The organism is Streptomyces sp. TP-A0356, from assembly GCF_001417775.1.
GTDB lineage: Bacteria > Actinomycetota > Actinomycetes > Streptomycetales > Streptomycetaceae > Streptomyces.
Genome location: NZ_BBZJ01000040.1, coordinates 1 through 21,822, shown reverse-complemented (window position 1 = coordinate 21,822; position 21,822 = coordinate 1). Strand labels below are relative to the sequence as shown.

Here is a 21,822-nt window from a genome sequence, read left to right as displayed (position 1 = left end):
ACCGACGTCGGGCGGCCCCGCGGCCACTCCTGCCGTGCCCCTACGCGCTGTAAGGTTACGGTCATGGCTGGCAGAGGTCCTCAGGGCAGGGCGGAACGACGCAGTGCCGGTGAGCTGGAGAGCGAGGTGCTCGCCGCACTGTGGGCCACGGAGCAGGCGCTCACGCCCGCCGAGATCCAGGCCGAGATCGATGGCGACCTCGCCTACAACACCGTGCACACCATCCTCAAGCGCCTCTATGACAAGGGACTTGTCCTGCGGGACGTGGACGGGCGGCGCGGTGCGTACCGGCCCGCGAAGAACGCGGCGGAGCTGACCGCCGCGGCCATGCACGAGGCCCTCGACCGCGGCCCGGACCCGATCGCCACGCTCCAGCAGTTCGTCTCCGGCCTCAGTCCCGAGGAGGAGCAGGTACTGCGCGACCTCCTCGGCGGGCGCCGCTTCGCCGGTGGGGGCGGCGCATGACGGTCGACGTCTACGTCCCGATCCTGCTCTCGCTGCTGCCGGGCGCCCTCAGCCCGGTGGTCGGCCGACAGGTGGCACCGGCGCTCGCGGCCCGGGTGCTGACCACGTCCGCCGTGTTCACCGCGGCGGCCACCACCTGGTCGCTGTTGCTCCTCGCGATCACGCTGGTCAACCAGGCTCCACCGGTCGTCGCGGAGGCCCGCGACGACGGCCGGCGGCTGCCCGACCCGGTCCCGGAGGCGATCGGTGTCGCCGCGGCGCTGGCCCTCGTCCTCGTCGCCGTGCGCGTGTACCGGGCCGCCCGTGCCGAATGCGTCACGCGCCGGACGCTGCGGGCCCTGTGCGCCGGGCATCCGCCGGACACCGAACTGGTCGTCGCCGCCTCGTCCGTGCCCCAGGCGTTCGCCATCCCCGGCAGCGGCGGGGAGCCGGGCCGGATACTGGTCACCTCGGCGATGCTGCGCGCCCTCGAACCGGCGGAGCGGCGGGTGCTGCTGGCCCATGAGCGCGCCCATCTGGCCCACCGGCACGCGTTCCTGTCGGCCGCCATGGCACTCGCCGTCGCGGCCAACCCCCTGCTCGCTCCCGTCCGCGACACGGTCGCCTTCCTGGTGGAGCGCTGGGCGGACGAGCGAGCGGCCGACGCGGTCGGCGACCGCTCCGCGACCGCCCGCGCCCTCGCGCGCGCCGCCCTGACCGCCGGGCACCGGAGGCCGTCGTGCGCGCTGAACTTCACCGACCGCGCGGTCACCCGCCGCATAGCCGCCCTCCAGACCGGTCCGCCCCCGCATCTGTGGTCCCTCGCCGCCACGACGCTCGCGCTCGGCGCACTGCCGGCCCTCGGCGCCCTGGACGCCACAGGGGATCTCCTGCAGATGCTGGAACACGTGCTCGTATGACCCGGCGGAGCCGCCGACGCTGACGCACACCGCCCACACCACAGACGGCCCCACCCCCACCGAACGCCACCGACCAACCGACCACCTGCCGCACGACGGCCCTACCGACCACCTGCCGCACGACGGCCCTACCGACCACCTGCCGCACGACGGCCCTACCGACCACCTGCCGCACGACGGCCCTCCGAGACGGCCGGACGGCGGCCCTCCGAAGCGGCCGGACGGACCGACACGGACTGCCACAGACCGGCGCGACGGACCGGCGGCACCGACCGGCGGCACGGACCGGCGGCACGGGCCGGCCGGGTGGGGCCGCCAGGTGGAGCCGGCCGACGCCACGGTGGAGGCGGCGCAGCAGCGCGGTGGTGGCCGGGCCGGTGAGCAGCCCGAGCCAGATCCCGAGCGTGCCGAGGCCCGTCGCCAGGTCCAGCAGGGCGGCGGCGGGCAGCCCGACGGGCCGGTAGCCGACGAGGGTGACGCGGAAGCCGCCCTTGGTGTCGTCCAGGCCGCTCAGCAGCCCGACGGCTCGTCGCGGACCGGACGGACCCGGTCACCGTCCTGGACGCGGGTCGCATGCGCCGGCCACGGCGTCGGCCTGACCGGGCGGGATACGACCGGGTGACACCTGGAATGCGGCGCGCGGGGGATGTTCCCGTCATCCGTTCTGTCCCGGCAACGTACTGCTCTTCCCGCTGCCGCAAACGGGCCCGGCAAAGGCGGCGCACTGGGCCGGGCGCGGTGTGAGGCCGCGCGTCGGGCAACCATGGGGCCGCTCCAGGCGCCGGGGCCGTACGCCCTCCCCGACGGCCTTCGGCGGGCGGATGGTGCGAAGCGACGGGCCACCGGACGAGTTGGGGCATGAAGGAGTGCCGCACCCGCACCCGCACCCGCGCCCGTGGGGGTGATGTCCGGATGCCAGAGATCGTCGGCAGTGACGAGCTGTTTCACCATCAGCGAGGCCATCCGAATGCACCGCCTCTGAGTGCCCCGCTCCGAAGACCACCGCTCCCAACTGAGAGAACGCATTCGAAAGGAAGGAAGAAATGAGCCGCTCCCGACTGGGCAGCGCATGGCGATGACCACCGCCGCCGTCGCACTCGGCGCCCTCCCGTTCACAGCTCCCACCCCGGCCTTCGCCGCCTCGCACTCGGTCAGCCTGACCGTTGGGCCGGTGCCGGTCCCCCACGTCCCGCTCTCCGCCTGCATCGACACGACCTGCGTGTCGACCCCGCCCCTCAACAGCGTGACACTCTCCACCACGGCAACCGTGAACGGCCCCGCACTCCCCATCCTCACCCCGGCGCCCTGCCCCAACGGCGGGCGAGGAGCCGCCATCAGGATCTCCAGCCTCACACCCACCACCGTCACCATCAGCGGATCGGTGTCCGGTACCTCCTCCAGCGGCCAGGTGAACATTCCGCTGGGCCCCGTCACAGAGACGATCACGCCCGGCACACCCGGCGTCCTCGTCTCCGCTTGCACCACCTGACATCGGCCAGACCACCGCTGCCAGGCGCCCATGGCTGCCGGAAGCGGAAATGCGTCCACCCTGCTCGGCCCTACGCGGCCGAGCAGGCCTCACCAGCGACGTGGGGCGATCCGCGCAAGAAGGGGCCCAGACCACGCGGCCGCAGGGCCGACTGCCGTCCATGTCGGAGCAGGCCACCTGAGCCGGAGCCGGTGGCCCGCAACCACGGCACCTACGTGGGCGGCGGCTTCCCGGCGGCACAGCTTGCACAGGCCGTCGTCGAGGGCACGGCCAGTCGCCCTTCTGGCGGAGCAGGGCTTCGGAGATCTTCCGGAATCTCAATCTGACTCACCGTCAATCATGTGGTGAGCAATCCCCCGTTGGAGTCAGCCTTCACCACACGAGGGAATCGAACGGCGCCGCGCGCACCGTTTCGCTAGGGCCGCTTGACCGAGACGAAGATCTCGAACATTCGTCCGAGAATTCGCCCCCGGTTACCCGTTACGAGTCCATGATCAGGGCTGTTGTTCGGTCGCTTGTCCGCATCGACACAAGCCCTGGAGGAATCATGAGCCCGGTGCCCGCCCCTGCCGCCCTTCGCCCCGCGTTCGAGAATCGGCCCGTGCGGCCCCCTGCCGCCCGGCGCGGAGTTGACGCCCTCGACCGAGCCCACGCCGGCCGTGCCGCCGTCCGTCCGTCCGCATCACGCCCGGCACCGAGGTGGGGCGCATGACCGCCCGCACACCGATCCCGGCCGCCCTGGCCGGCTGGGCCGAGGACGTCGTCGGTCCCATCAGCTCCGTGCGGGACGTGTCCCACCGCCGGCCCGCATCCCGGGTCTGGGAGCTGACGTCCGGCACCGGCCGCACCTTCCTCAAGGTGGCACCGACACCCACGTTCTACGCCCGTGAGACCCGCGCCTACCGCGAGGCGGCCCCCGCGCTGGAGCGGGGCACCGTGCCGCAGCTGGTGGAGACCGACCCACGGCAGCGGGCACTGCTGCTGACCGCGGTCCCCGGCCGGGCCGTACGGTCCCTCGCGCTCACCCCGGCCCAGCGGCGGGCCCTGCACCGCAAGGCGGGCGCGTGGCTGCGCCGCTTCCACGGCGAGGCGAGCGACCTGACTCCCCGGGACCACGCGGAGGCGGCCGGCGAGATCGAGCGGGCCGTCCACACCGCCGAAGTGCACCTGGAGCGCGCCGGGGACCTCATCGGCGTGCGCGAGCGCGAGCTCGTGCGCCGGCACGCCGCGGCGCTGGCGCTGCTCGGCCCGCTGCCCGTCGGATACGTCCACGGCGACTTCCAGGAACGCAACTGGCTGTACGACACCGGGGCCGGCGCGCTCGCGGTCGTCGACCTGGAGCGGGCCCGCCCGCACGCCGCGGTCTTCGACGTCGTCCGGCTCGCCTGCGGGCCCTGGGCGGATCGGCCCGAACTGCGGACCGCCTTCTGCGAGGGCTTCGGACGGCGGCTGACCACCGAGGAGGAGTTCGCCCTGCGCTGCCTGGGCGCGCTCGACGCCGCGAGCGCCATCGCCTGGGGTGTGCCCCACGACGACCGGGAGGTCGTCGCCCGTGGCCGCAGGACCCTGGCCCGGCTGCTGGAAGGTGGCTTCGCATGAGCAGGCACGAGGTCAACGGCGTCCGGCGCGAGACCGTACCACCGCAGCCCACCCCGGCGGACACCGTCGCTGCGGCGCCCGCGGCGCCCGCGGCGCCCGCGCCGCCCCCGCCGGCGGAGTTCGGGTACGAGGGTCTGCACGGCAGGAACCCGCTGGGCGAGACGGCGTTCGCCGCCCTGTGCGCCCGGCTGCCGTCGGTGCTGGGCCGTACCGCGCTGATGGCCTGGGCCATCGACCGCCGGGCCGTACTCCTGCTGCTGGGCTGCCAGTTGCTGACCGGCGTGTCGGCGGCCGTACAGCTGTCGTACACGGCCGACGCCATGCGTCATCTGCTCGGTACCGGACCGGTGCCCGAGCGGCTCCATGCGGCGCTGCCCACCCTGCTGGCGATCTCCGTCGCGGCGGGCACCGGCCGGGTCGCGACCGCGCTGTCCTCGTACGCGGACGGCCGGATCACCCCGCGGCTGACGACCGCGGCGGACAGCGCGCTGGTGGCGGCCGTGTGCCGGGTGGAGGCGAGCGCGTACGCCGAGGACGGGTTCGCCGACCGGCAGGAGGCCGCGGAGATGGGGGTGGTGCGCACCCATGTGATGGTGCAGGACGCCACCCGGTTCACCGCCGCCCTGGTGCGGATGGTGACCGCGAGCGGCGTCCTGACCGTGCTGCACCGCCTGTTGCTTCCGCTGCTGCTGCTCGCGGTGGTGCCCGCGGGCGTGGGCGCGGTGCTCTCGGCCAGAGTCACCTACGAGACCCACTACGCCAACGTGGCCGACCGCACGGTCCGGCAGATGATGCGCTGGTGGTCGACGACGCCCAAGTACGGCGACGAGGTACGCGCCAACGGCATGCGCGGCTACCTGCTGTTCTGGTATCGGACGGTGTCGGAACGGATCGACGCGCGCACGCTGCGGGCCGCGCCGCGGATGCTGCGGATCGTGCTGGCGAGTTCGGCGATCGGCGGAGTCTTCCTGGTGGCGACCTGGGCGGCACTGGCCTGGCTCACCCTGACCGGGCGGGTGGCGATGCCGATCGCGGCGACGGCGGTGGTCGCCGTGCAGACGACACTGGCGGCGCTGAACCAGTTGGTGATCCATGGCGCGGCGATGTTCCACACCTCGCTGTACCTGGCCGACATGCGCTCCTTCCTCGACCTGGCCGCCGAACACGCCCCGAAACAGAGCGGGTCGCTGCCCAACGGGCCGGTGCGCGAGATCCGCCTCGACGACGTCCGCTACCGCTACCCCGGCAACGCCGCCCCGGCCGTGGACGGGGTCTCGCTGACGCTGCGCCGGGGCCGGATCGTGGCCGTCGTCGGCGAGAACGGCTCGGGCAAGTCGACGCTGGTCCGTCTGATCGCCCGGATCCACCCGGCCGACACGGGAACGGTGACCTGGGACGGCGTCGATGTCGCGACCGTCGCCCCGGACAGCGTGTGGGCCCACACCGGTCTGGTCCCGCAGAACTTCGCGCAGTGGCCGCTACGGGCCCGTGAGAACGTCACGCTCGGCCAGCCGCACACCCGCGACGACGGGCCGGTGTGGGAAGCCCTCGACGCGGTCGGCCTGCGCGAGACGGTCGGGGAGCTCCCACACGGCCTGGACACCCTGCTGGCCCGCGAGGTGTTCGGCGGTACGGAGCTGTCGGGCGGCCAGTGGCAGCGGCTGGCCTGCTCGCGCGCCTTCTACCGGCGGCCCGGCCTGCTCATCCTGGACGAGCCGACCTCCCAGATGGACGCACGCGGCGAGCACGCCATCCTCGAACGCGTCAAGGCCATCGCGGACGACCGCATCACCGTCGTCATCACCCACCAGTTGGAGAACACGAGGGTCGCCGACGAGATCGTGGTCATGCGCCACGGCCGCATCGCGGAACAGGGCCCGTACGAGGAACTAGCCACCGCGGGCGGCCTGTTCCAGGAGCTGCTCACCCTGTCCAAGGACCGCTGAACCGCACAGCCCGCCCCGCCCCCATCAGACTCAGCCCACACCGAGCGGGCGCGGCCCGTACCGAACACCCGGAGCCCCGGCCCCTGCGCACACCACCCACGCTCTCGCACCCACCCCCCACCGCGAGCAGCGTCACGGCGGCGCAGGGGGCGGGCGCTCTCCGGGACGACGAACACCCCCGACCGGTCCCGGACCATCCACCCGACATGAACTGACGCTGCGTCAAGTACTGATTTCTTTGCCTGGCCGCAGAGTGCGTGCACCCAGGATCCTGAGCGTCAACCAAGTTGCCACGTCACAAGGCTGGTTCAGGCACTCGGCGTAGGCCCGAACGCAAACCCGCGGGCGGCAGGAAGATGCGGAGCACTATGCTTCAGTCTCGAACGTAGCCGGACACAAGGTGGGGCGATGACAAGGCAGGAGGTGCTGCGCGCCTATCGCTTCGCGTTGGACCCCACCGCCGCCCAAACTGTCGCCCTGGTTCGATACGCCGGAGCGGCACGCTGGGCATTCAATCACGCACTGGCTATCAAGCAAGCCGCTCACCAGCGTTGGCGTGCCGAGGTCCACGCTCTCGTCGAGTCCGGCACCTCCGCGGAGGAAGCCCGCAAGAAGGCCAAGATCGCGATCCCTTCGAAGCCTGCCATCCAGAAGGCGTGGGTCGTCGAGAGAGGCGACAGCCGCCGCGCGCCGTGGTACGGCGCCACCTTGATCATCCTTCCGCCAGGCGAACCCGTCAACAAGATCTGCTCGAGATGCGGAGCGCAAAACGCACGCGTGACGGTCTCGGACAGCAGGATTGCCTGCCGCCAGCGCGGTTTGGATGTAACTCGCCAGCGGAATGCGGCACGTAACATTATGCGGGCCGGCCGTTGGATCCTCGGGTACGTCACCTCGGGTAACGGGGAGACGATAAATGCTCGTGGAGATGCGGTAAGACCCCACGCTTATTCGGACGTGAGGCGCGCACCGTTGAAGCGAGAAGACATCGGTTCGACTCGACCCGATGCCACCCCGCGAGAGTGATCTCGCGGCGTCCCGCGCGGCTCCTGACAAAGAAGCTCAAACCGACGCTGACTTGTACAGGTATCAGCTGCGCGAGCGGGGCGATCAATCCACTGGGTCCACTACTGAACGGAACGCGAACTAGAATGTTCGCGCTCGGATTGCCCCTGCGGCCAGAGTGCGTGCCCGGCGTCGCGGCGCCGCGGAGATCCCTCAGAAGGGCCCTAGACGTCCAGGATGAACCGGGCCGCAAGGCTGAGGCGATCCAGCGTCTCGGTGTGCACGAAACTCGCTCACCGCGAGGTCGCGGTCGTCGACGCAGGTATGAGCCGCGGGCGCGGCTCCATGCGCGACGGCGTCCTCACTCTGTTCGTCGGCGGAGACACCGAGGCCGTCCAGGAGGCACGTTGGGCCCTCCACCTGTACAGCAACAACATCGTCCACGCAGGCCCGATCGGTAGCGGCATGGTCCTCAAGCTCTGCAACAACCTGCTGCTCCACTCCAACCGTCTGGCGATGCTGGAGGTGGCCCACATTGCGGCTACGGCCGGCCTGCCACGTGAAGCCCTGCTGGACGCCGTTCGCTCCAGCACCGGCAGCAGTTGGGTGCTCGAGCACTGGGGCAAGAAGGACGACGATGCCCTGGACGCCGGGATCGGCAACCATCCCTTCGTGGATCGAACCGCCCGCGAGATTCGGCTCGCGCTCAACTACGCCAAGCAGCTGGGCCTCACGCTGCCTGCGACAACAGCGACGGGCAAGTACCTGCCGGACATCCTCACCGACGGGCTTCCTCGACACTTCGGTTCTGCCGCCTCCGCCGAAGGCAGGGCCGCTGCCCTCGTGCAGCGGAACAGGATCATCGAGGAGTTCCGGGCCAACGGAGGACGGCTGAGCGGTATCAGGGCGGCGTGGGAGATCCTCCTCCTCACGACCATCGGAGCCCGCAGCGGGCGGCACCGCACCACACCCCTGGCCTACCAGCGAGAGGGCGAAGACATCTTCGTCTTCGCCTCTGATGGGGGAAGCGACAAGACCCCGGACTGGTATTACAACATCCGAGCCAATCCAAAGGTCACCGTAGAGATCGGCTCCGAGAAATTCGAAGCGACTGCGGTAGAGCTGTCGCGGGAAGAGCGTGACCGAGTCTATGCACGTCAGGTGGTGCGCGATTCCGAATATGCACGCTACCAAGCCGGCACCTCTCGCTTGATACCCGTGATCCGCCTCCGGGAAATCTCCCGGTAGCCGCGCTCCTTCATTGGTCATGATCATTCGAACCTCGCGGGGGACCAGTGTTGCTCATTGACTTCGGCGTAGCAATGTCGTCGGGGCTGAACGGTGTCGGGTTCAGGGCCTGGGAGATTGTTCAGCACTGTCCCACTACGAGGAGGTGCTGGTACTCACGCCGGACGTGCCCCATACCGACGTATTGGAGACCTGGACCGCGACTCCCTGGAAAGCCACATATGAGGGGCTCGCCCCGAAGATGGACGGCGATATCTATCTCTACGGATTCGCGACTCCCACGGACTCCATCAAGCGCTTCAAGGAGGCCGGCGCTACTCTCATATTCGACGCCATCGTATGGCCACTCGAATACACCACATACCAACGAGTGCACAATTCGAGCAACAGGCCGGCGGAATATCGTGAGCTACTGGACGATTATCTGACACGCCTGCGATTGGCGGATGGCTACTTCGTGGCCAGCGAGTTGGAGAAGCAGGTACTGACGGGACTGCTCACCACATGCCGATTCGATGTGCTCCTGGAGCCGGCCCGGGACATGTCGCTCGACGATCTGATGTGCCTGCTTCCCGTGGGCTACAGCGAGAGAAACGAGCGGACGGGCTTGAAGCCGTCGGGTGAACCACCCGCGCCGGGACCCGACTTCGTGTGGAACGGTGGCTTGTGGAACCACTACTCACCAGTGACCGCGGTACGAGGGTTGAGGTCTCTCCTCCACGCGGGCCACGAGGCGGACTTGTGGTTCCTGTACCCGCAGCGCGGCACCCCTACGACGGCCTATCGAGCCGTCCAGGAGGCGGTCGCCGCAGATCCTCGGCTCGCTCGGCACGTCACGTTCTGCCAGGGCGGCCTGTCCCTGATGGGCCGGATCGCGGTCATGGAGACAGCGCGAGCCGCGCTCTGCCTGTACGAGCCGCATGCGCTGTGGGACCTGTGCCCGCCGATGCGGCTCCGTGAGACCGTTCTCTACCGGTTGCCCGTCGTGGCGCCGCGCCGGAGCGCGTTGGGCGACATCGTGTCGACGCAGGGTTTCGGGGTGACGACAGCCTCCCTGTCCGCGGACGATGTGGCGGCAGCCATGCTGGCCTGCCTGCAGGACCAACCCGCTGCGAAGATGCGTGGGGCCGCTGAGGCAGCGGCAGAGGCATTCCGCTACGAGACCATGATGCCCGGCGTCACCACCTGGATGGACCAGGTACGCGCTCGGTGAAGCGCAGGGAGGTGGTGATCCTGGACCTGGACGGGACCTTGATCGATGAGCGGGGCACAGTCGATCAGGCATTCCTGGCTGTGGGGCAGGTCGTCCAGGCCCATGTCGGCCTCGACGCCTACAGGTTCGCCCGCACGGCGCGGGTCACTGCTCAGAGACTCTGGTGGAAGGCCACATGGACTGATCCGCTGAGCGACATCTTCGGGATATCGGCGTGGGACGGGCTCTCAGAGGACTTCACGGAGGCCGTTCCCGCTCTCGACCGACTGCACGCATGGCTGCCGGCGTTCCGGCAAGCCTCTTGGAGACTCGCTCTGGAAAGAGTCGGGATCACTGACCCGGGGCTTGCCGAGACGATCAGCGTCAGCTACACACAGCACCGTCACCGGGACGCCCGCCCGCTCCCCGGGGCCGTAGAACTGGTCGAAGCGCTCGCCTGCGACCGCCGGCTCGTCGTGCTCACCAACGGCCCTGGCGATGGGCAACGACGCAAGCTTCAATCGTCGGGCCTGATGGACCACATGCGTGATCTCGTGATCTCCACCGAAGTGGGATTCGCCAAGCCCGACCCGAGAGCAGTCTCCCTTGCCGTGGACCGTGTGGGCGGAAAGCGCGAGGAGGCGATCATGATCGGTGATACGTACGAGCGCGATGTGCTCGGGGCGCTTGCCTGCAACGTGCCGGCCATCTGGGTCGCGGATCGGTCCCCTGAGGTCAGACTGGAGCATCCGCTCGTCACCACCGTGGTCTCGACCGCTGCAGTGCTCGCCGCCCTGCATGAGCTGGAGGCACCAGAAGTCGTTCCCCGTCTCAATGCGTGGACTGCCCTTCTGGGTAAGCGCGGTTCAGCTCCAGGGCGCCGGTCATGACGCCCTGATGGCCAGGCAGGTCGCGATACCCTCTCCGGTGCGACGGCTGGGGTCGGCCTGCGGTTTACCCAAGAGCGCACCCCGCCGAAACCGCCACACCGAGTCCGGACAGACTCATCACTTTCCGCAACAAGGACTGGAACAGATGGCTGACGAGCAAGGGCCCACCGCCAGGGAGACCTACGACCCCCACGCCGGCATCGACAAATGGCTTCGGTTGTGGCGGGAAGAGCGGCTCTTCGAGGCGGAGGAGCTAACGCCGACGAGCCCGAAGGACGAACAACGCACCCTTGTCGTCAGCATGTTCCCCTATCCCTCGGGTGACCTCCACATGGGGCACGCCGAGGTGTACAGCATCAGCGACACGATGGCCCGTTTCGCACGAATGCGTGGCCACAAGGTCCTGAACCCCATCGCGTGGGACTCGTTCGGGCTGCCCGCCGAGAACGCGGCCCGCAAGCGGAACCTCGACCCCCGCGACTGGACGTACACGAACATCGACATTCAGGCGGAGTCATTCGAACGCCTGGGCATCTCCTTCGACTGGCGCACCAGGTTTCACACATCGGACCCGGAGTACTACCGCTGGAACCAGTGGCTGTTCCTGAAACTGTTCGAGCGCGGTCTCGCCTACCGCAAGGAAGCCCCTGTCAACTGGTGTCCCAACGACGAGACGGTCCTTGCGAACGAGCAGGTCATCCAGGGCAAGTGCGAACGCTGCGGCACCGACGTGGTCAAGCGCAACCTGACCCAGTGGTTCTTCCGTACCACGGCTTACGCTCAGCGGCTCCTGGACGACATGGAGCAGCTGCACGGCAGGTGGCCGGACGAGATCCTGAGCATGCAGCGCAACTGGATCGGCCGCTCCGCCGGAGCCCACATCGACTTCCAGATCGAAGGGCGCCACGAGCGGGTCCGGGTCTTCAGTACTCGGCCCGACACGCTCTACGGAGCCACATTCTTCGTCGTGGCGGCAGACTCCACGCTCGCGGACGAACTGTGCGACGCCGAGCACAGGGCGGCCTTCGACGAGTACCGAGCCGGCCTGACCTCCAAGGCGGAGATGGAACGGTTGGCCATCGACCGGCCCATGACCGGCGTGTTCCTCGGACGCTACGCAGTCAATCCGATCAGCGGCGAGAAGCTCCCTGTCTATGCCTCTGACTACGTACTCGCCGACTACGGCACCGGGGCCGTCATGGCCGTCCCCGCCCACGACCAGCGCGACTTGAATTTTGCCCGCGCGTACGACCTGCCTGTACGTACCGTCGTCGACACCGGTGGGCCGGACCCTGCCGACACGGGCATCGCGACCGTCGGCGACGGTGTGTTGATGAACTCCGGCCCTCTCAACGGGCTCCGCAAGGAAGAGGCCATCGCGGCCGCCATCGTCGAACTGGAACAGCGAAACGTTGGCCAGGGCGCCGTCACCTACCGTTTGCGTGACTGGTTGCTGTCACGACAGCGGTACTGGGGGACCCCGATCCCCATCGTCTACTGCGACTCATGCGGAGCGGTGCCCGTTCCGGAGGATCAGCTGCCGGTCAAGCTTCCCGAGATTGGCTACACGCTGCGCCCGGAGGGCGGCAAGTCCCCTCTGCAGACGGCCACCGAGTGGGTGAAGGTCGACTGTCCGTCCTGCGGCCGTCAGGCTCGTCGAGACACCGACACCATGGACACCTTCGTCGACTCCTCGTGGTACTTCCTGCGGTACCCCAACCCCAACTACGAGGAAGGGCCGTTCGACCCGGCCGGTGTCGCGGCTTGGCTGCCCGTCGATGAGTACGTCGGCGGCAAGGAGCATGCGACCGGTCACCTGATGTACGCCCGATTCTTGACCAAGGTGCTGCATGACATCGGGTTGATCTCCTTCACCGAACCGTTCACCCGCCTGACCAACCAGGGGCAGGTCATCATGAACGGCAAGGCCATGAGCAAGAGTCTCGGCAACCTGGTGAACCTTCAGGAGCAGATCGCCCAGCACGGCCCGGACGCGGTGCGGGTCACGATGCTGTTCGCCAGCCCTCCCGAGGACGACATCGACTGGGCGGATGTATCTCCTGCGGGATCGGTGAAATGGCTCGCGCGGGTCTGGCGCCTGGCCGGCGACGTCGGCAATGCCTCTCCGGTGCCTGCCGACGTCGCAACGGACGTCGAGCTCCGCAAGGTAGTCCACCGGCTGATCGACGAGACCACCCAGGCCATGGAGACGAAGCGGTTCAACGTTGGAATCGCCCGCCTGATGCAGCTCACCAACACGCTTCGACTGGCTGTCGACCGCCGGCCGGGCCCCGGTGACGCGGCTGTCCAGGAGGGCACAGTGGCGCTCATCCGCATGCTGTCCTGTGTCGCTCCGTTCACTGCCGAAGAGTGCTGGGTCCGGCTGGGTCAGGCCCCTTCTGTGCTCAAGGCGGGCTGGCCGCATGTGGACCCTGCGCTACTCGTCGAGGAACAGGTCACGTGCGTTGTTCAGGTAGCAGGCAAGGTCCGGGACCGAATTGAAGTTTCGCCGGACATAAGCGAGGACGAACTGCAGCGGCTGGCGCTGCAGTCCGAGAGGGTCCAGGCAGCTCTCGGTGGCGCAGGCGTCGCGAAGGTCGTTGTGCGTGCTCCGAAGCTCGTGAACTTCGTGCCGGCCCGCAGCTAGGGGTAGCCCCGCGTCTGCTCGCACGGGTCCGTCCCATGCGAGCAGACGCGTTTCAGGGCCCATGGGCTTCCGCGGCTCCCGATGAATTCGGCCGTGCAGTCCTCCTGGACGCACGAGAGAGGGACAGTTCGACATGGGATACACCAGAGGCCGCAGCATCGGTAGTCTGTTGCAGACTGTCGAGCAGCCCTTTGGAGATTCGACACCCCTCTGCGGCGCGTACGAGGGGTTCGGCTTCGGCAGTACTCCAGTGGTGCACAAAGGCAGTGAGCGCCATGCCGCTCACCGTGATGAATTGACGACGGTCCATCACGCCACCTCCGATCGCCTTGCCCAGTGCCGCCACCATACGGGCCGGAGTCCAGGGCAGATCCGGGTCGAGGTGATCGGCGAGCTGTGCCGTGGCTTGCTGCCCCGGCGGGGGCGGCGTGACACGAGGGAGCGGGACGAGGTCGCCGGGTACGCCAAGTCCTGAGAGGAACTCGACAATCTTGTCGATGTTGGTGAGCCGGCGTCTTCCCGACTCATGCATGGACAAGAACGCCTGGCTTACCCCGGTGAGTTGCGCAATGTCATCTTGCCGTAGCGAACCTCGTTGGCGAATCAGACGGCTTGCTTGGCCGAAGTCCCAGGTCGCGAGGGACCTGCGGACATCCTGATCACCCCACACCCGGTCCGGCACGGAGGGGGCGGGCTGCGCCAGAGCCAGCGAACGTGCGCACGCGGAGCAGAGCGGATCGGAGTTGTACTGGCTGAGTTGACGGCCGCACTGATCGCAGCGCCTCGGTGACTGCTGGAGCACCTCTTGCCTCCCCGTTGAGTGAAGCCAGCGGCCTCAACTACCGCCACCGTAAAGGAAATCACTCAAGTGATATCACCAGGCGAATGTGTGTTCTAACGGTTTCGGCGTCAGCCCGGGAGACGCCCTGCGCGCACCTCAGACGAACCACCGAGTACATGATCGTTTATTCACGTCCGGAGAGCATCGCGCTACGGGGTACGCGCACGGCCGGGGCGATCACTGAACTCGAAGCGGCGATTGGTCCGTCAGGGAACGGTGCAGTGACGGGCCGCGCCCGGCGGCGCTACCGCGACGCCTGGCAGCTGAGCCCGGGCCGAGCACCAACTGACCATGGCGCCAACCCTGCTTGGCCACCTTGGTCCACCGCTGGTATGCCTCCCACAACCTGTCGGCGAGCGGGTGCGGCGTGGGCTGAGCGGTCGCCCTGGTCATTGTCGTGATCACGGGCCGCCGGTCGGCCGGGGGGCCTCAGCCTCGGTGAGCCGCCCGCGGCGTGACCTCTCCCTGCCGCCCTCGCAGGAGTGCTGATGGCTGTCTTCGGCGTGGTATCCGTCACCTGCCAGCTGTACTACGTGACGGTTCACCGCCGACAAGTTCGGCCGGCGCTCCTATCAGAACCTCTTCACCGGCGAGCACAGCATCAGTGCTCCACCGGGCACTCCGCCTGCCTGGAACGGCTGGGTGACCGTGTGCTGTGCCCGCTCACCGCAGGCGTTCGCCGGACGCCGCTGGCGCAGACGACGTGGCCCTCGGCTGGGCGCTGACCGCCTTCGGCACGGTGTCGGTGAGTTCGCCGTCGGCACCCTCGCCCTCTCACCACTCACGCCTCGCGGCTGCCGAACCGTGGCCGACAGGCCCGGCGAGCAGGCACGACTCCAGCTGGCTTACGGCAGTTGGGACACCCGGCACCCTCACAGGGCACCCAGAGCTCTTCAACAGCGTGGACTTCCAAGGACCGAGGTCGAGTCCGTCTCCGCGATGAAGTCGTCGATGAGGCCGGGTCGGTGCTGCATCAGCGCGTGCCGAGTCCGCTTCGCGGCACACCCCGGCCCTGGCCCGACGTATTGCCCGGGACGCCGGGGAGCGCGTTGCCCGAGTACGACCTCGCCGGCCGCCCGGCCGGTGAACTGCACCACGCCACAGACCGAGTTCACGGACGACCAGACCCCGCGCCCCGTCGCCTTCCGCCCCGAGGCGCGCGGCGGCGTCATGCGTGCCCGCTTCACCTCTCCGCGGGCGCGGCGCCCGGGATCTGCCACGCGCGGGACACCGACCGGGCCGCCCACATGCGGGTGTAGCGTCCGTCGGCGTCCGCGAGCAGGTCGGTGTGGGTGCCGCGCTGAGTGATGCGGCCGTCCTCCAGGACCAGGATCTGGTCGGCGCCGACCACTGTGGACAGCCGGTGGGCGATGACCACCACCGTCTTGCCGTCCCCAGCCGGTCGATGGCCTCCTGCACCACGGTCTCCGACGTACTGTCGAGCGCGGCCGTGGGTTCGTCGAGCAGCACGATCGTGGCGTCCTTGAGGAACGCGCGGGCGATGGAGATGCGCTGGCGTTCGCCGCCGAAGAGGGCGGAGCCGATCTCGCCGACGCGCGTGTCGCAGCGGTCGGTCACTCCCCACCCGTCCAGGCACGTCAAGGCTTGGCAACGATTTTCATATCAATCAGATCCAGCCATGGTGGTGACATTCGTTTCCATCTAGCGTGAAGCACGTCCCGGCGCGGTCCGGGGCGCCCAGCCCATCTGAAGACTCCTGTTCCAAGCAGTCGCGGAGGATCCATGCCCACGTCCCCGTCCCGGCGCCTGGCGCTGATAACCGGCGCCTCCCTGGCCCTCGTGGCCGGCTGCGGCAGCTCGTCGGACTCCGGAAGCGGCGGGAGCGACGCGCAGAGCCCGGCCGCCTCGTCCAAGGTCGCGGTGGTGGCCTCGACGAACGTCTACGGCGACATCACCGAGCAGATAGGCGGCGACAAGGTCGCCGTCACCTCGATCATCAGCGACCCCTCGCAGGACCCGCACTCCTACGAGGCCAGCACCCAGAACCAGCTGGCCCTGTCCAAGGCCAAGGTCGTCATCGAGAACGGCGGCGGCTACGACGACTTCGTCGACAAGATGCTGAAGAGCAGCAACAACTCCTCCGCCGAGGTGATCAACGCGGTCACGGTCTCCGGCAAGACCGCCCCGAAGGGCGGCGAGCTCAACGAGCACGTCTGGTACGACTTCCCCACCGTCGCCAAGATCGCCGACCGCATCGCCGCCGCCCTGGGCAAGGCCGACCCCGCCGGCGCGGCCGCCTTCACGAAGAACGCCGAGACCTTCAAGGCGAAGCTCACGCCCCTGGAGACGAAGGAAGCGGACATCAAGAAGAAGCACGGCGGCGCGGGCATCGCCATCACCGAGCCCGTGCCGCTGTACATGACCGAGGCGAGCGGCCTGGTCAACAAGACGCCCGAGGAGTTCAGCCACGCCATCGAGCAGGGCAGCGACGTCTCCCCGAAGGCCCTCCAGACCATGCTGGCGCTGTTCACCGGCAAGCAGGTCAAGGCCCTCGTCTACAACGCGCAGACCTCCGGCTCCCAGACCCAGAAGGCCCAGGACACGGCCAAGACGGCCGGCATCCCCGTCGTCCCCGTCACCGAGACCCTGCCGAAGGGCAAGGACTACCTTGGATGGATGACCGCCAACGTCGACGCGCTCGCGAGCGCGCTGGACAAGTGAGGCTGCCGGGCATGGCCTCCGTGCCGCAGGCTCGCGCAGGCAGGGTCGCGATCGGCGGTGGAGACACCGCCCCGGTGGTCAGCCTGCGCGGCGCGGCCCTCTCCTACGGAGAGCGCACGGTCTGGCACGGTCTCGATCTCGACGTGAGGCCGGGGGAGTTCCTGGCCGTGCTGGGACCCAACGGCTCGGGCAAGACCAGCCTCGTGCGGGCCCTGCTGGGCCGGCAGCCGCTGTCCGCCGGGACTTTGACCGTCCTCGGCCGGTCACCCCGCGAGGCCGCCCGGCACATCGGCTACGTCCCCCAGCAGGCGACGCTGTCCGCGACCGCGATGCTGCGCGCCCGCGACCTCGTGCGCTTCGGGATCGACGGACACCGCTTCGGCCCGCGCCCGCGCTCGGGGGCCGTCCGCCGCCGAGTGGACGAGATCCTTGAGGCGGTCGGTGCATCGGCCTACGCGGACGTTCCCCTCGGCCTGCTGTCCGGAGGCGAACGACAGCGTGTGCGCATCGGGCAGGCCCTGGCGACCGACCCGCGGATCCTGCTCTGCGACGAGCCGCTGCTCTCCCTCGACCTGAACCACCAGCGGGCCGTCACCGAACTCATCGATGCCCGGCGCCACTCGCACGGCACGGCGGTGGTCTTCGTGACCCATGAGATCAACCCCGTGCTCGACCTGGTGGACCGGGTGCTGTACCTGGCCCCGGGCGGCCACCGGGTGGGCACCCCGGAGGAGGTTCTGACCTCCGCGTCACTGTCGCAGCTGTACGGCACACAGGTCGACGTCGTCCGGGTGCACGGCCGGGTCGTGGTCGTGGGAGCGCCCGACGAGCCGATCGCACCCGCACCGCCCCACCACCCCACGCACGAGGCCTCCGCAGCCCACGACAGGGACGGAGTCCGCCCATGACGCTCGCCGACGGAATCTGGCACCAGATCTTCAGCTTCGACAACTACGGCGAACTCCTCGCCCTGGTCCGCAACTCCCTCATCGCCGGCGCTGCCCTCGGCCTCATCGGCGGCCTGGCCGGGGTCTTCGTCATCATGCGCGACCTGCCCTTCGCGGTGCACGGCATCAGTGAACTGTCCTTCGCGGGCGCCTCGGCGGCCCTCCTGATGGAGACGAACGTCGTGGCCGGCTCGATCGTCGGCTCGATCGTCGCGGCCGGCGCGATCGGCGTCCTGGGCACCCGAGCCCGGGACCGCAACTCGGTGATCGGCATCCTCATGCCGTTCGGCCTGGGCCTGGGCGTGCTCTTCCTCGCCCTCTACAAAGGCCGGGCGGCCAACAAGTTCGGCCTGCTCACCGGTCAGATCGTCGCCGTGGACACCCCGCAGATGACATGGCTGCTGGGCACCTCCGCCGTCGTGCTTCTCGCCCTGGCGGTGATGTGGCGACCATTGGCTTTCGCCAGCGCCGATCCGGACGTCGCCGAGGCGCGCGGGGTGCCCGTGCGCGCGTTGTCCGTCGCCTTCATGATCGTGCTCGGCCTCGCGGTCGCGCTGTCCGTGCAGGTCGTCGGCGCCCTGTTGGTCCTCACCCTCGTCGTCACGCCCGCCGCGGCCGCCGCCCGCATCACGGCGTCACCGGTGCTGCTGCCCGTGCTCAGCGTGCTCTTCGCCGTGGCCTCGATCGAGGGCGGCATCCTGCTCGCCCTGGGGAGCAGCATCCCCATCAGCCCCTATGTCACGACGATCTCGTTCACCATCTACGTCATCTGCCGATGGGCGGGCATGTACCGCACCCGGCGCTGGGGAGCCGGAAGGACGGCGAGCTCGTCACGGACGACGACGGAGCCGGCCGTCTCCGGCGCGAGGTAGAAACCGGCCCGGCGCCGCGGGCCGCCGGGAGTTCCCGGTCATCCTCCCGCAGCACGGCTGACATTTCAGCGTCGAAATATCGCCCGTAACGCCCACACCGCACCTGGTGCGCACGCGCACAACCGCGGGTCATGAGCCCTTTGCGGCAGGCTCCAGAATCGCCACGCACTCCACATGATGCGTCATCGAAATCACGTCACAGGAACCCGGAGCCGAAACAACCGCAGGTCAGACCGGGTTTTGCGGCTGCACTGACCACCCTTGCGGACGTCTGGAGCGTCAAACGAGCGTCGTGACGACACGACGGTGATCGCTCGAGTGACGTCCACAACAAAGACTGTGCGGCTGGCGTCGCGGTGTCGGTGGGCTCGGTCCAGGCAGACTGCTGGAGTGCCGCGGTGCCGGCCGGGAATGTGGTTGTTCGGGCTCGCCCAGCGCCCGTGACGTTCTGTCTTCATGGTCCAGTGGGAGATTCGGCGTGATACTCGACGGCATATCGGCACCCCCTGCGCGTGACACCGTGCCTGACGCAGCAGCGCGCAAGCAGCGCCTACGCCGTCGCCTGGAGCGACTGATCGGCGTGGCCGCCACCGAAGGCAATGACCTGGTGCCCCTGCGCAACGGTGATGAGATCTTCCCCGCGATGCTCGGGGCGATCCGTTCGGCTCGGCACACCGTCGACATGATGACGTTCGTGTATTGGCGGGGTCAGATCGCCCACGACTTCGCCGTCACTTTGGCCGACCGCGCCCGCGCGGGGGTGCGCGTGCGACTGCTGCTCGACGGCTTCGGCGCCAAGGAGATCGAGCGGCGGCTGCTGGACCTCATGAGCGCCGCGGGCGTGCAGGTGGCCTGGTTCCGCAAACCCGTGTGGCTGTCACCGTTCAAACAGAATCACCGTTGCCACCGCAAGGCCCTCATCGTCGACGAACACACCGCCTTCACCGGCGGCGTCGGCATCGCCGAGGAATGGAGCGGTAATGCCCGCAACCCTGCCGAATGGCGCGACACCCACGTCCAGGTGCGCGGCCCGGCCGTGGACGGCATCGCCGCCGCGTTCGCGCAGAACTGGGCCGAGTGTCATGACGAACTCTTCGATGACCGCGACCGTTTCACGGAACACCCGCAGGCCGGCTCGTCGGTGGTGCAGGTCGTGCGTGGCTCCGCAAGCATCGGCTGGCAGGACATGCAAACCCTCATCCGGGTCATGCTCACCTCCGCCGAGGAACGCTTCCGGCTGGCCACCGCCTACTTCGCCCCTGACGCCTACTTCATCGACCTGCTGTGCCAGACCGCACGCCGCGGCGTGCATGTCGAGATCCTGCTGCCCGGCCCCCACACCGACCAGCGCGCCTGCCAGCTCGCCGGTCAACACCACTACACGCGCCTGCTGCAGGCCGGCGTGCACATCCGCCAGTACCAGCCGACCATGATGCACGCCAAGATCATCACCGTGGACTCGGTCGCCTCCCTCATCGGATCCACCAATTTCAACCGCCGGTCCATGGACCACGACGAAGAGGTGATGCTCGCCGTCCTGGACGAGGATTTCACTGCCTCCCTCGACCGCGACTACGAGGAGGACCTGCGCCACAGCGTGGGCATCGAGCTCACTCGTTGGAGACGACGGGCAGTGCTGCAACGCGCCAAGGAAGCCGCCGTCACCCCGATCCGGCGCTTCCTGTGAGCCGACCGGCACCCTGGCACAATGGCGAACCGCAGGATCCGCGCGAGCCAGCCAGCGCCGCACGCGTGAAGCGAAGGCACGCCGTACCTGCGGTCCCACAGACCGATCGTCCTCCGGGCGGCGCACGAAAGCGCTCACCGGGGCGCTTTCAGGGCCGGTCGGCGGGGCCGCTCGGCAACAGTAGGCGCTCCCTGGCGACCCTGCCCCGGAACGAGACGTAGCGCACTGCGAGTTGCCGCATCTGGCCGCTGAGAACCGGAAACGCTTCGGTCACCGGTGGACACGCTGCCGCGACGGCCCGCCGCATGGTCGTCCGCGCCCTTGCTCACCGCGGTCCATGCCCAGGTCTGTCAGGTCAAGCCGGCCCGCAGGGGCGGCGTTGAGGGCGGGGCGCGTACAAGAAGCCGGCCTCGTGGTACAGGAGCCCTGGAGGAGAAGGCCCCGCCCCTGCCCGGCTCTGAGCCGCTCCCCGCATCCAGGTAACGAAGCACTGTTACGTCTCCCCAGGGTCAGGCTTCGAACGGAAGCCGACGCTGAAAGGCAACGGGAGGTCCGTACGGGCGTGGTGGGGGCTGCGACGGATCAGCTCGGCCGTGGTCGCTTTCTACCTGGCCACGTCCGTAGCCGCGTCCCGGTCGCCGGCCGCTGCGTCCGGGAGTCGCGCCACGGGACCTCCGCACGTCGCCGCAGCCCGGCTGGGCGCACGGCCGCCGGTAAGGCCGGGGGCGGGGACACGGCAGGAGGTCGCGCGGGTTCCATCGCGTGTGCGTGTCCCGCCCCCGACTGCAACACGCCTACCCCGCTGCCGTTTGGGACACCTATGGGCTGTACGGCCTCTTACGCACCAGGTCGCCTAACGTCCGGCATGCGCACGAGGCCCGGCCGTCATATCGGCCGGACCCCGTGATGAAGGCGCGCTGCGGGTCAGATCACCATCGGTACCAACGACCTCGGCCGCCACCGGCGGTGGTGGAGCGCATGACGAAGCCGAGCAGCCACAGCACCAGGACGGCGACGGCGACCCACCAGAGGATCTTGACGGCGAAGCCGGCACCGAAGAGGAGCAGTGCAAGAAGCAGAACAAGCACCAGGGGAACCATGTTTATCAACCTCCTGCACGTTCGTCTGCCCTGCAATTCCGTCGCCATTCACCGACTACGCTTTGTTTGTGAAAGGAACGCCGGGGCACAAGCGGGTTACCGCGACAGCGGCACACCAGCTATCAGGAGGTACTCTTCCATGACTGCCGGCGAGAAGGCCAAGGCAAAGAGCGAGCAGGCCGAGGGCAAGGCCAAGGAAGCCGTGGGAAGCGCCATCGGAAACGACCGTATGGCTGCTGAGGGGCAGACTGAGAAGAGCACGGGTGATGCCCGCGAGGCCAAGGAAAAGGCGAAGGACGCGTTCAAGCACTAA

The 21,822-nt window shown here is 68.8% G+C and carries 19 protein-coding genes and 1 pseudogene; 16 read left to right on the top strand and 4 right to left on the bottom strand.

The annotated features are described in order from the left end of the window. The first annotated feature begins 63 nt into the window (after positions 1-63). The 11 genes from ASC56_RS35140 to leuS all read left to right on the top strand — a co-directional run bounded on the left by ASC56_RS35140 (position 64) and on the right by leuS (position 13,380). Positions 64-465 (top strand): BlaI/MecI/CopY family transcriptional regulator, encoded by a 402-nt coding sequence (locus ASC56_RS35140; RefSeq protein ID WP_079102930.1) that lies wholly within the window; start codon positions 64-66, stop codon positions 463-465. Next, positions 462-1,364 carry a M48 family metalloprotease gene (locus ASC56_RS35135; RefSeq protein WP_055495670.1) on the top strand — a complete coding sequence of 301 codons (903 nt, stop codon included), beginning with the start codon at positions 462-464 and terminating at the stop codon, positions 1,362-1,364. Before ASC56_RS35140 ends, ASC56_RS35135 begins: the two co-directional genes overlap by 4 nt. 319 nt (positions 1,365-1,683) lie before the next feature. Continuing rightward, positions 1,684-1,986 (top strand): hypothetical protein, encoded by a 303-nt coding sequence (locus ASC56_RS43355; protein ID WP_055495669.1) that lies wholly within the window; start codon positions 1,684-1,686, stop codon positions 1,984-1,986. Positions 1,987-2,433: 447 nt separating this feature from the next. After that, positions 2,434-2,853 carry a hypothetical protein gene (locus tag ASC56_RS35125; protein ID WP_055495668.1) on the top strand — a complete coding sequence of 140 codons (420 nt, stop codon included), beginning with the start codon at positions 2,434-2,436 and terminating at the stop codon, positions 2,851-2,853. A gap of 708 nt (positions 2,854-3,561) precedes the next feature. Continuing rightward, positions 3,562-4,452 (top strand): aminoglycoside phosphotransferase family protein, encoded by an 891-nt coding sequence (locus tag ASC56_RS35120; RefSeq protein ID WP_055495667.1) that lies wholly within the window; start codon positions 3,562-3,564, stop codon positions 4,450-4,452. Next, positions 4,449-6,398: an ABC transporter ATP-binding protein gene (locus ASC56_RS35115; protein ID WP_055495666.1), complete on the top strand. Its 1,950-nt coding sequence runs from the start codon at positions 4,449-4,451 to the stop codon at positions 6,396-6,398. Before ASC56_RS35120 ends, ASC56_RS35115 begins: the two co-directional genes overlap by 4 nt. Before the next feature lie 408 nt (positions 6,399-6,806). Next, the gene (locus ASC56_RS39040; protein WP_079102929.1) at positions 6,807-7,424 is read left to right on the top strand and encodes a helix-turn-helix domain-containing protein; all 618 of its coding nucleotides are present in this window, start codon (positions 6,807-6,809) and stop codon (positions 7,422-7,424) included. A gap of 216 nt (positions 7,425-7,640) precedes the next feature. Continuing rightward, a complete protein-coding gene (locus ASC56_RS39035) occupies positions 7,641-8,651 on the top strand; it encodes a nitroreductase/quinone reductase family protein (protein ID WP_079102928.1) in 1,011 nt (336 codons plus the stop codon). 145 nt (positions 8,652-8,796) lie between these two features. Next, complete coding sequence (locus ASC56_RS35105) at positions 8,797-9,864, top strand: hypothetical protein (protein WP_055495665.1); 1,068 nt, start codon at positions 8,797-8,799, stop codon at positions 9,862-9,864. Beyond that, complete coding sequence (locus ASC56_RS35100; RefSeq protein WP_055495664.1) at positions 9,861-10,733, top strand: HAD family hydrolase; 873 nt, start codon at positions 9,861-9,863, stop codon at positions 10,731-10,733. The genes ASC56_RS35105 and ASC56_RS35100 overlap by 4 nt, the downstream gene beginning before the upstream one ends. Before the next feature lie 145 nt (positions 10,734-10,878). Beyond that, positions 10,879-13,380, top strand: coding sequence for a leucine--tRNA ligase (leuS, locus tag ASC56_RS35095; protein WP_055495663.1), 2,502 nt, complete (start codon positions 10,879-10,881; stop codon positions 13,378-13,380). Between the two features lie 52 nt (positions 13,381-13,432). On the opposite strand, the gene ASC56_RS39030 is transcribed toward leuS, so the two are convergent. From ASC56_RS39030 to ASC56_RS43345, 3 genes and pseudogenes are all read right to left on the bottom strand, one after another. Then, on the bottom strand, positions 13,433-14,050 hold the full coding sequence (locus tag ASC56_RS39030; protein WP_234377220.1) for a helix-turn-helix transcriptional regulator: 618 nt from the start codon (positions 14,048-14,050) through the stop codon (positions 13,433-13,435). A gap of 1,354 nt (positions 14,051-15,404) precedes the next feature. Further along, positions 15,405-15,602: a hypothetical protein gene (locus ASC56_RS43350; protein ID WP_371330472.1), complete on the bottom strand. Its 198-nt coding sequence runs from the start codon at positions 15,600-15,602 to the stop codon at positions 15,405-15,407. A gap of 125 nt (positions 15,603-15,727) precedes the next feature. Further along, positions 15,728-15,799: pseudogene (locus ASC56_RS43345) on the bottom strand (hypothetical protein); the annotation flags it as partial. A 165-nt stretch (positions 15,800-15,964) separates the two neighbouring features. Here ASC56_RS43345 and ASC56_RS35080 point away from each other — a divergent pair. From ASC56_RS35080 to ASC56_RS35065, 4 genes are all read left to right on the top strand, one after another. Then, positions 15,965-16,903: a metal ABC transporter solute-binding protein, Zn/Mn family gene (locus ASC56_RS35080; protein WP_055495660.1), complete on the top strand. Its 939-nt coding sequence runs from the start codon at positions 15,965-15,967 to the stop codon at positions 16,901-16,903. 11 nt (positions 16,904-16,914) lie between these two features. Then, complete coding sequence (locus ASC56_RS35075; protein ID WP_055495659.1) at positions 16,915-17,811, top strand: metal ABC transporter ATP-binding protein; 897 nt, start codon at positions 16,915-16,917, stop codon at positions 17,809-17,811. Then, on the top strand, positions 17,808-18,722 hold the full coding sequence (locus ASC56_RS35070) for a metal ABC transporter permease (protein WP_055495658.1): 915 nt from the start codon (positions 17,808-17,810) through the stop codon (positions 18,720-18,722). Before ASC56_RS35075 ends, ASC56_RS35070 begins: the two co-directional genes overlap by 4 nt. Positions 18,723-19,200: 478 nt before the next feature. After that, positions 19,201-20,409, top strand: a complete 1,209-nt coding sequence (locus ASC56_RS35065) for a phospholipase D-like domain-containing protein (RefSeq protein ID WP_199836157.1) — start codon at positions 19,201-19,203, stop codon at positions 20,407-20,409. Positions 20,410-21,338: 929 nt separating this feature from the next. Here the strand turns inward: ASC56_RS35065 and ASC56_RS35060 are convergent. After that, positions 21,339-21,509 carry a hypothetical protein gene (locus ASC56_RS35060; RefSeq protein ID WP_055495657.1) on the bottom strand — a complete coding sequence of 57 codons (171 nt, stop codon included), beginning with the start codon at positions 21,507-21,509 and terminating at the stop codon, positions 21,339-21,341. Positions 21,510-21,648: 139 nt separating this feature from the next. Here ASC56_RS35060 and ASC56_RS39020 point away from each other — a divergent pair, with 139 nt between their 5' ends. Next, positions 21,649-21,822: a CsbD family protein gene (locus ASC56_RS39020; RefSeq protein ID WP_079102926.1), complete on the top strand. Its 174-nt coding sequence runs from the start codon at positions 21,649-21,651 to the stop codon at positions 21,820-21,822.

Bases quoted from the DNA above. Each gene is read 5' to 3' on its own strand.
- ASC56_RS35140 (WP_079102930.1), top strand. From the start codon at position 64: ATGGCTGGCAGAGGTCCTCAGGGCAGGGCGGAACGACGCAGTGCCGGT.
- ASC56_RS35135 (WP_055495670.1), top strand. From the start codon at position 462: ATGACGGTCGACGTCTACGTCCCGATCCTGCTCTCGCTGCTGCCGGGC.
- ASC56_RS35125 (WP_055495668.1), top strand. From the start codon at position 2,434: ATGGCGATGACCACCGCCGCCGTCGCACTCGGCGCCCTCCCGTTCACA.
- ASC56_RS35120 (WP_055495667.1), top strand. From the start codon at position 3,562: ATGACCGCCCGCACACCGATCCCGGCCGCCCTGGCCGGCTGGGCCGAG.
- ASC56_RS35115 (WP_055495666.1), top strand. From the start codon at position 4,449: ATGAGCAGGCACGAGGTCAACGGCGTCCGGCGCGAGACCGTACCACCG.
- ASC56_RS39040 (WP_079102929.1), top strand. From the start codon at position 6,807: ATGACAAGGCAGGAGGTGCTGCGCGCCTATCGCTTCGCGTTGGACCCC.
- ASC56_RS39035 (WP_079102928.1), top strand. From the start codon at position 7,641: ATGAACCGGGCCGCAAGGCTGAGGCGATCCAGCGTCTCGGTGTGCACG.
- leuS (WP_055495663.1), top strand. From the start codon at position 10,879: ATGGCTGACGAGCAAGGGCCCACCGCCAGGGAGACCTACGACCCCCAC.
- ASC56_RS35080 (WP_055495660.1), top strand. From the start codon at position 15,965: ATGCCCACGTCCCCGTCCCGGCGCCTGGCGCTGATAACCGGCGCCTCC.
- ASC56_RS35075 (WP_055495659.1), top strand. From the start codon at position 16,915: ATGGCCTCCGTGCCGCAGGCTCGCGCAGGCAGGGTCGCGATCGGCGGT.
- ASC56_RS35070 (WP_055495658.1), top strand. From the start codon at position 17,808: ATGACGCTCGCCGACGGAATCTGGCACCAGATCTTCAGCTTCGACAAC.
- ASC56_RS35060 (WP_055495657.1), bottom strand. From the start codon at position 21,509: ATGGTTCCCCTGGTGCTTGTTCTGCTTCTTGCACTGCTCCTCTTCGGT.
- ASC56_RS39020 (WP_079102926.1), top strand. From the start codon at position 21,649: ATGACTGCCGGCGAGAAGGCCAAGGCAAAGAGCGAGCAGGCCGAGGGC.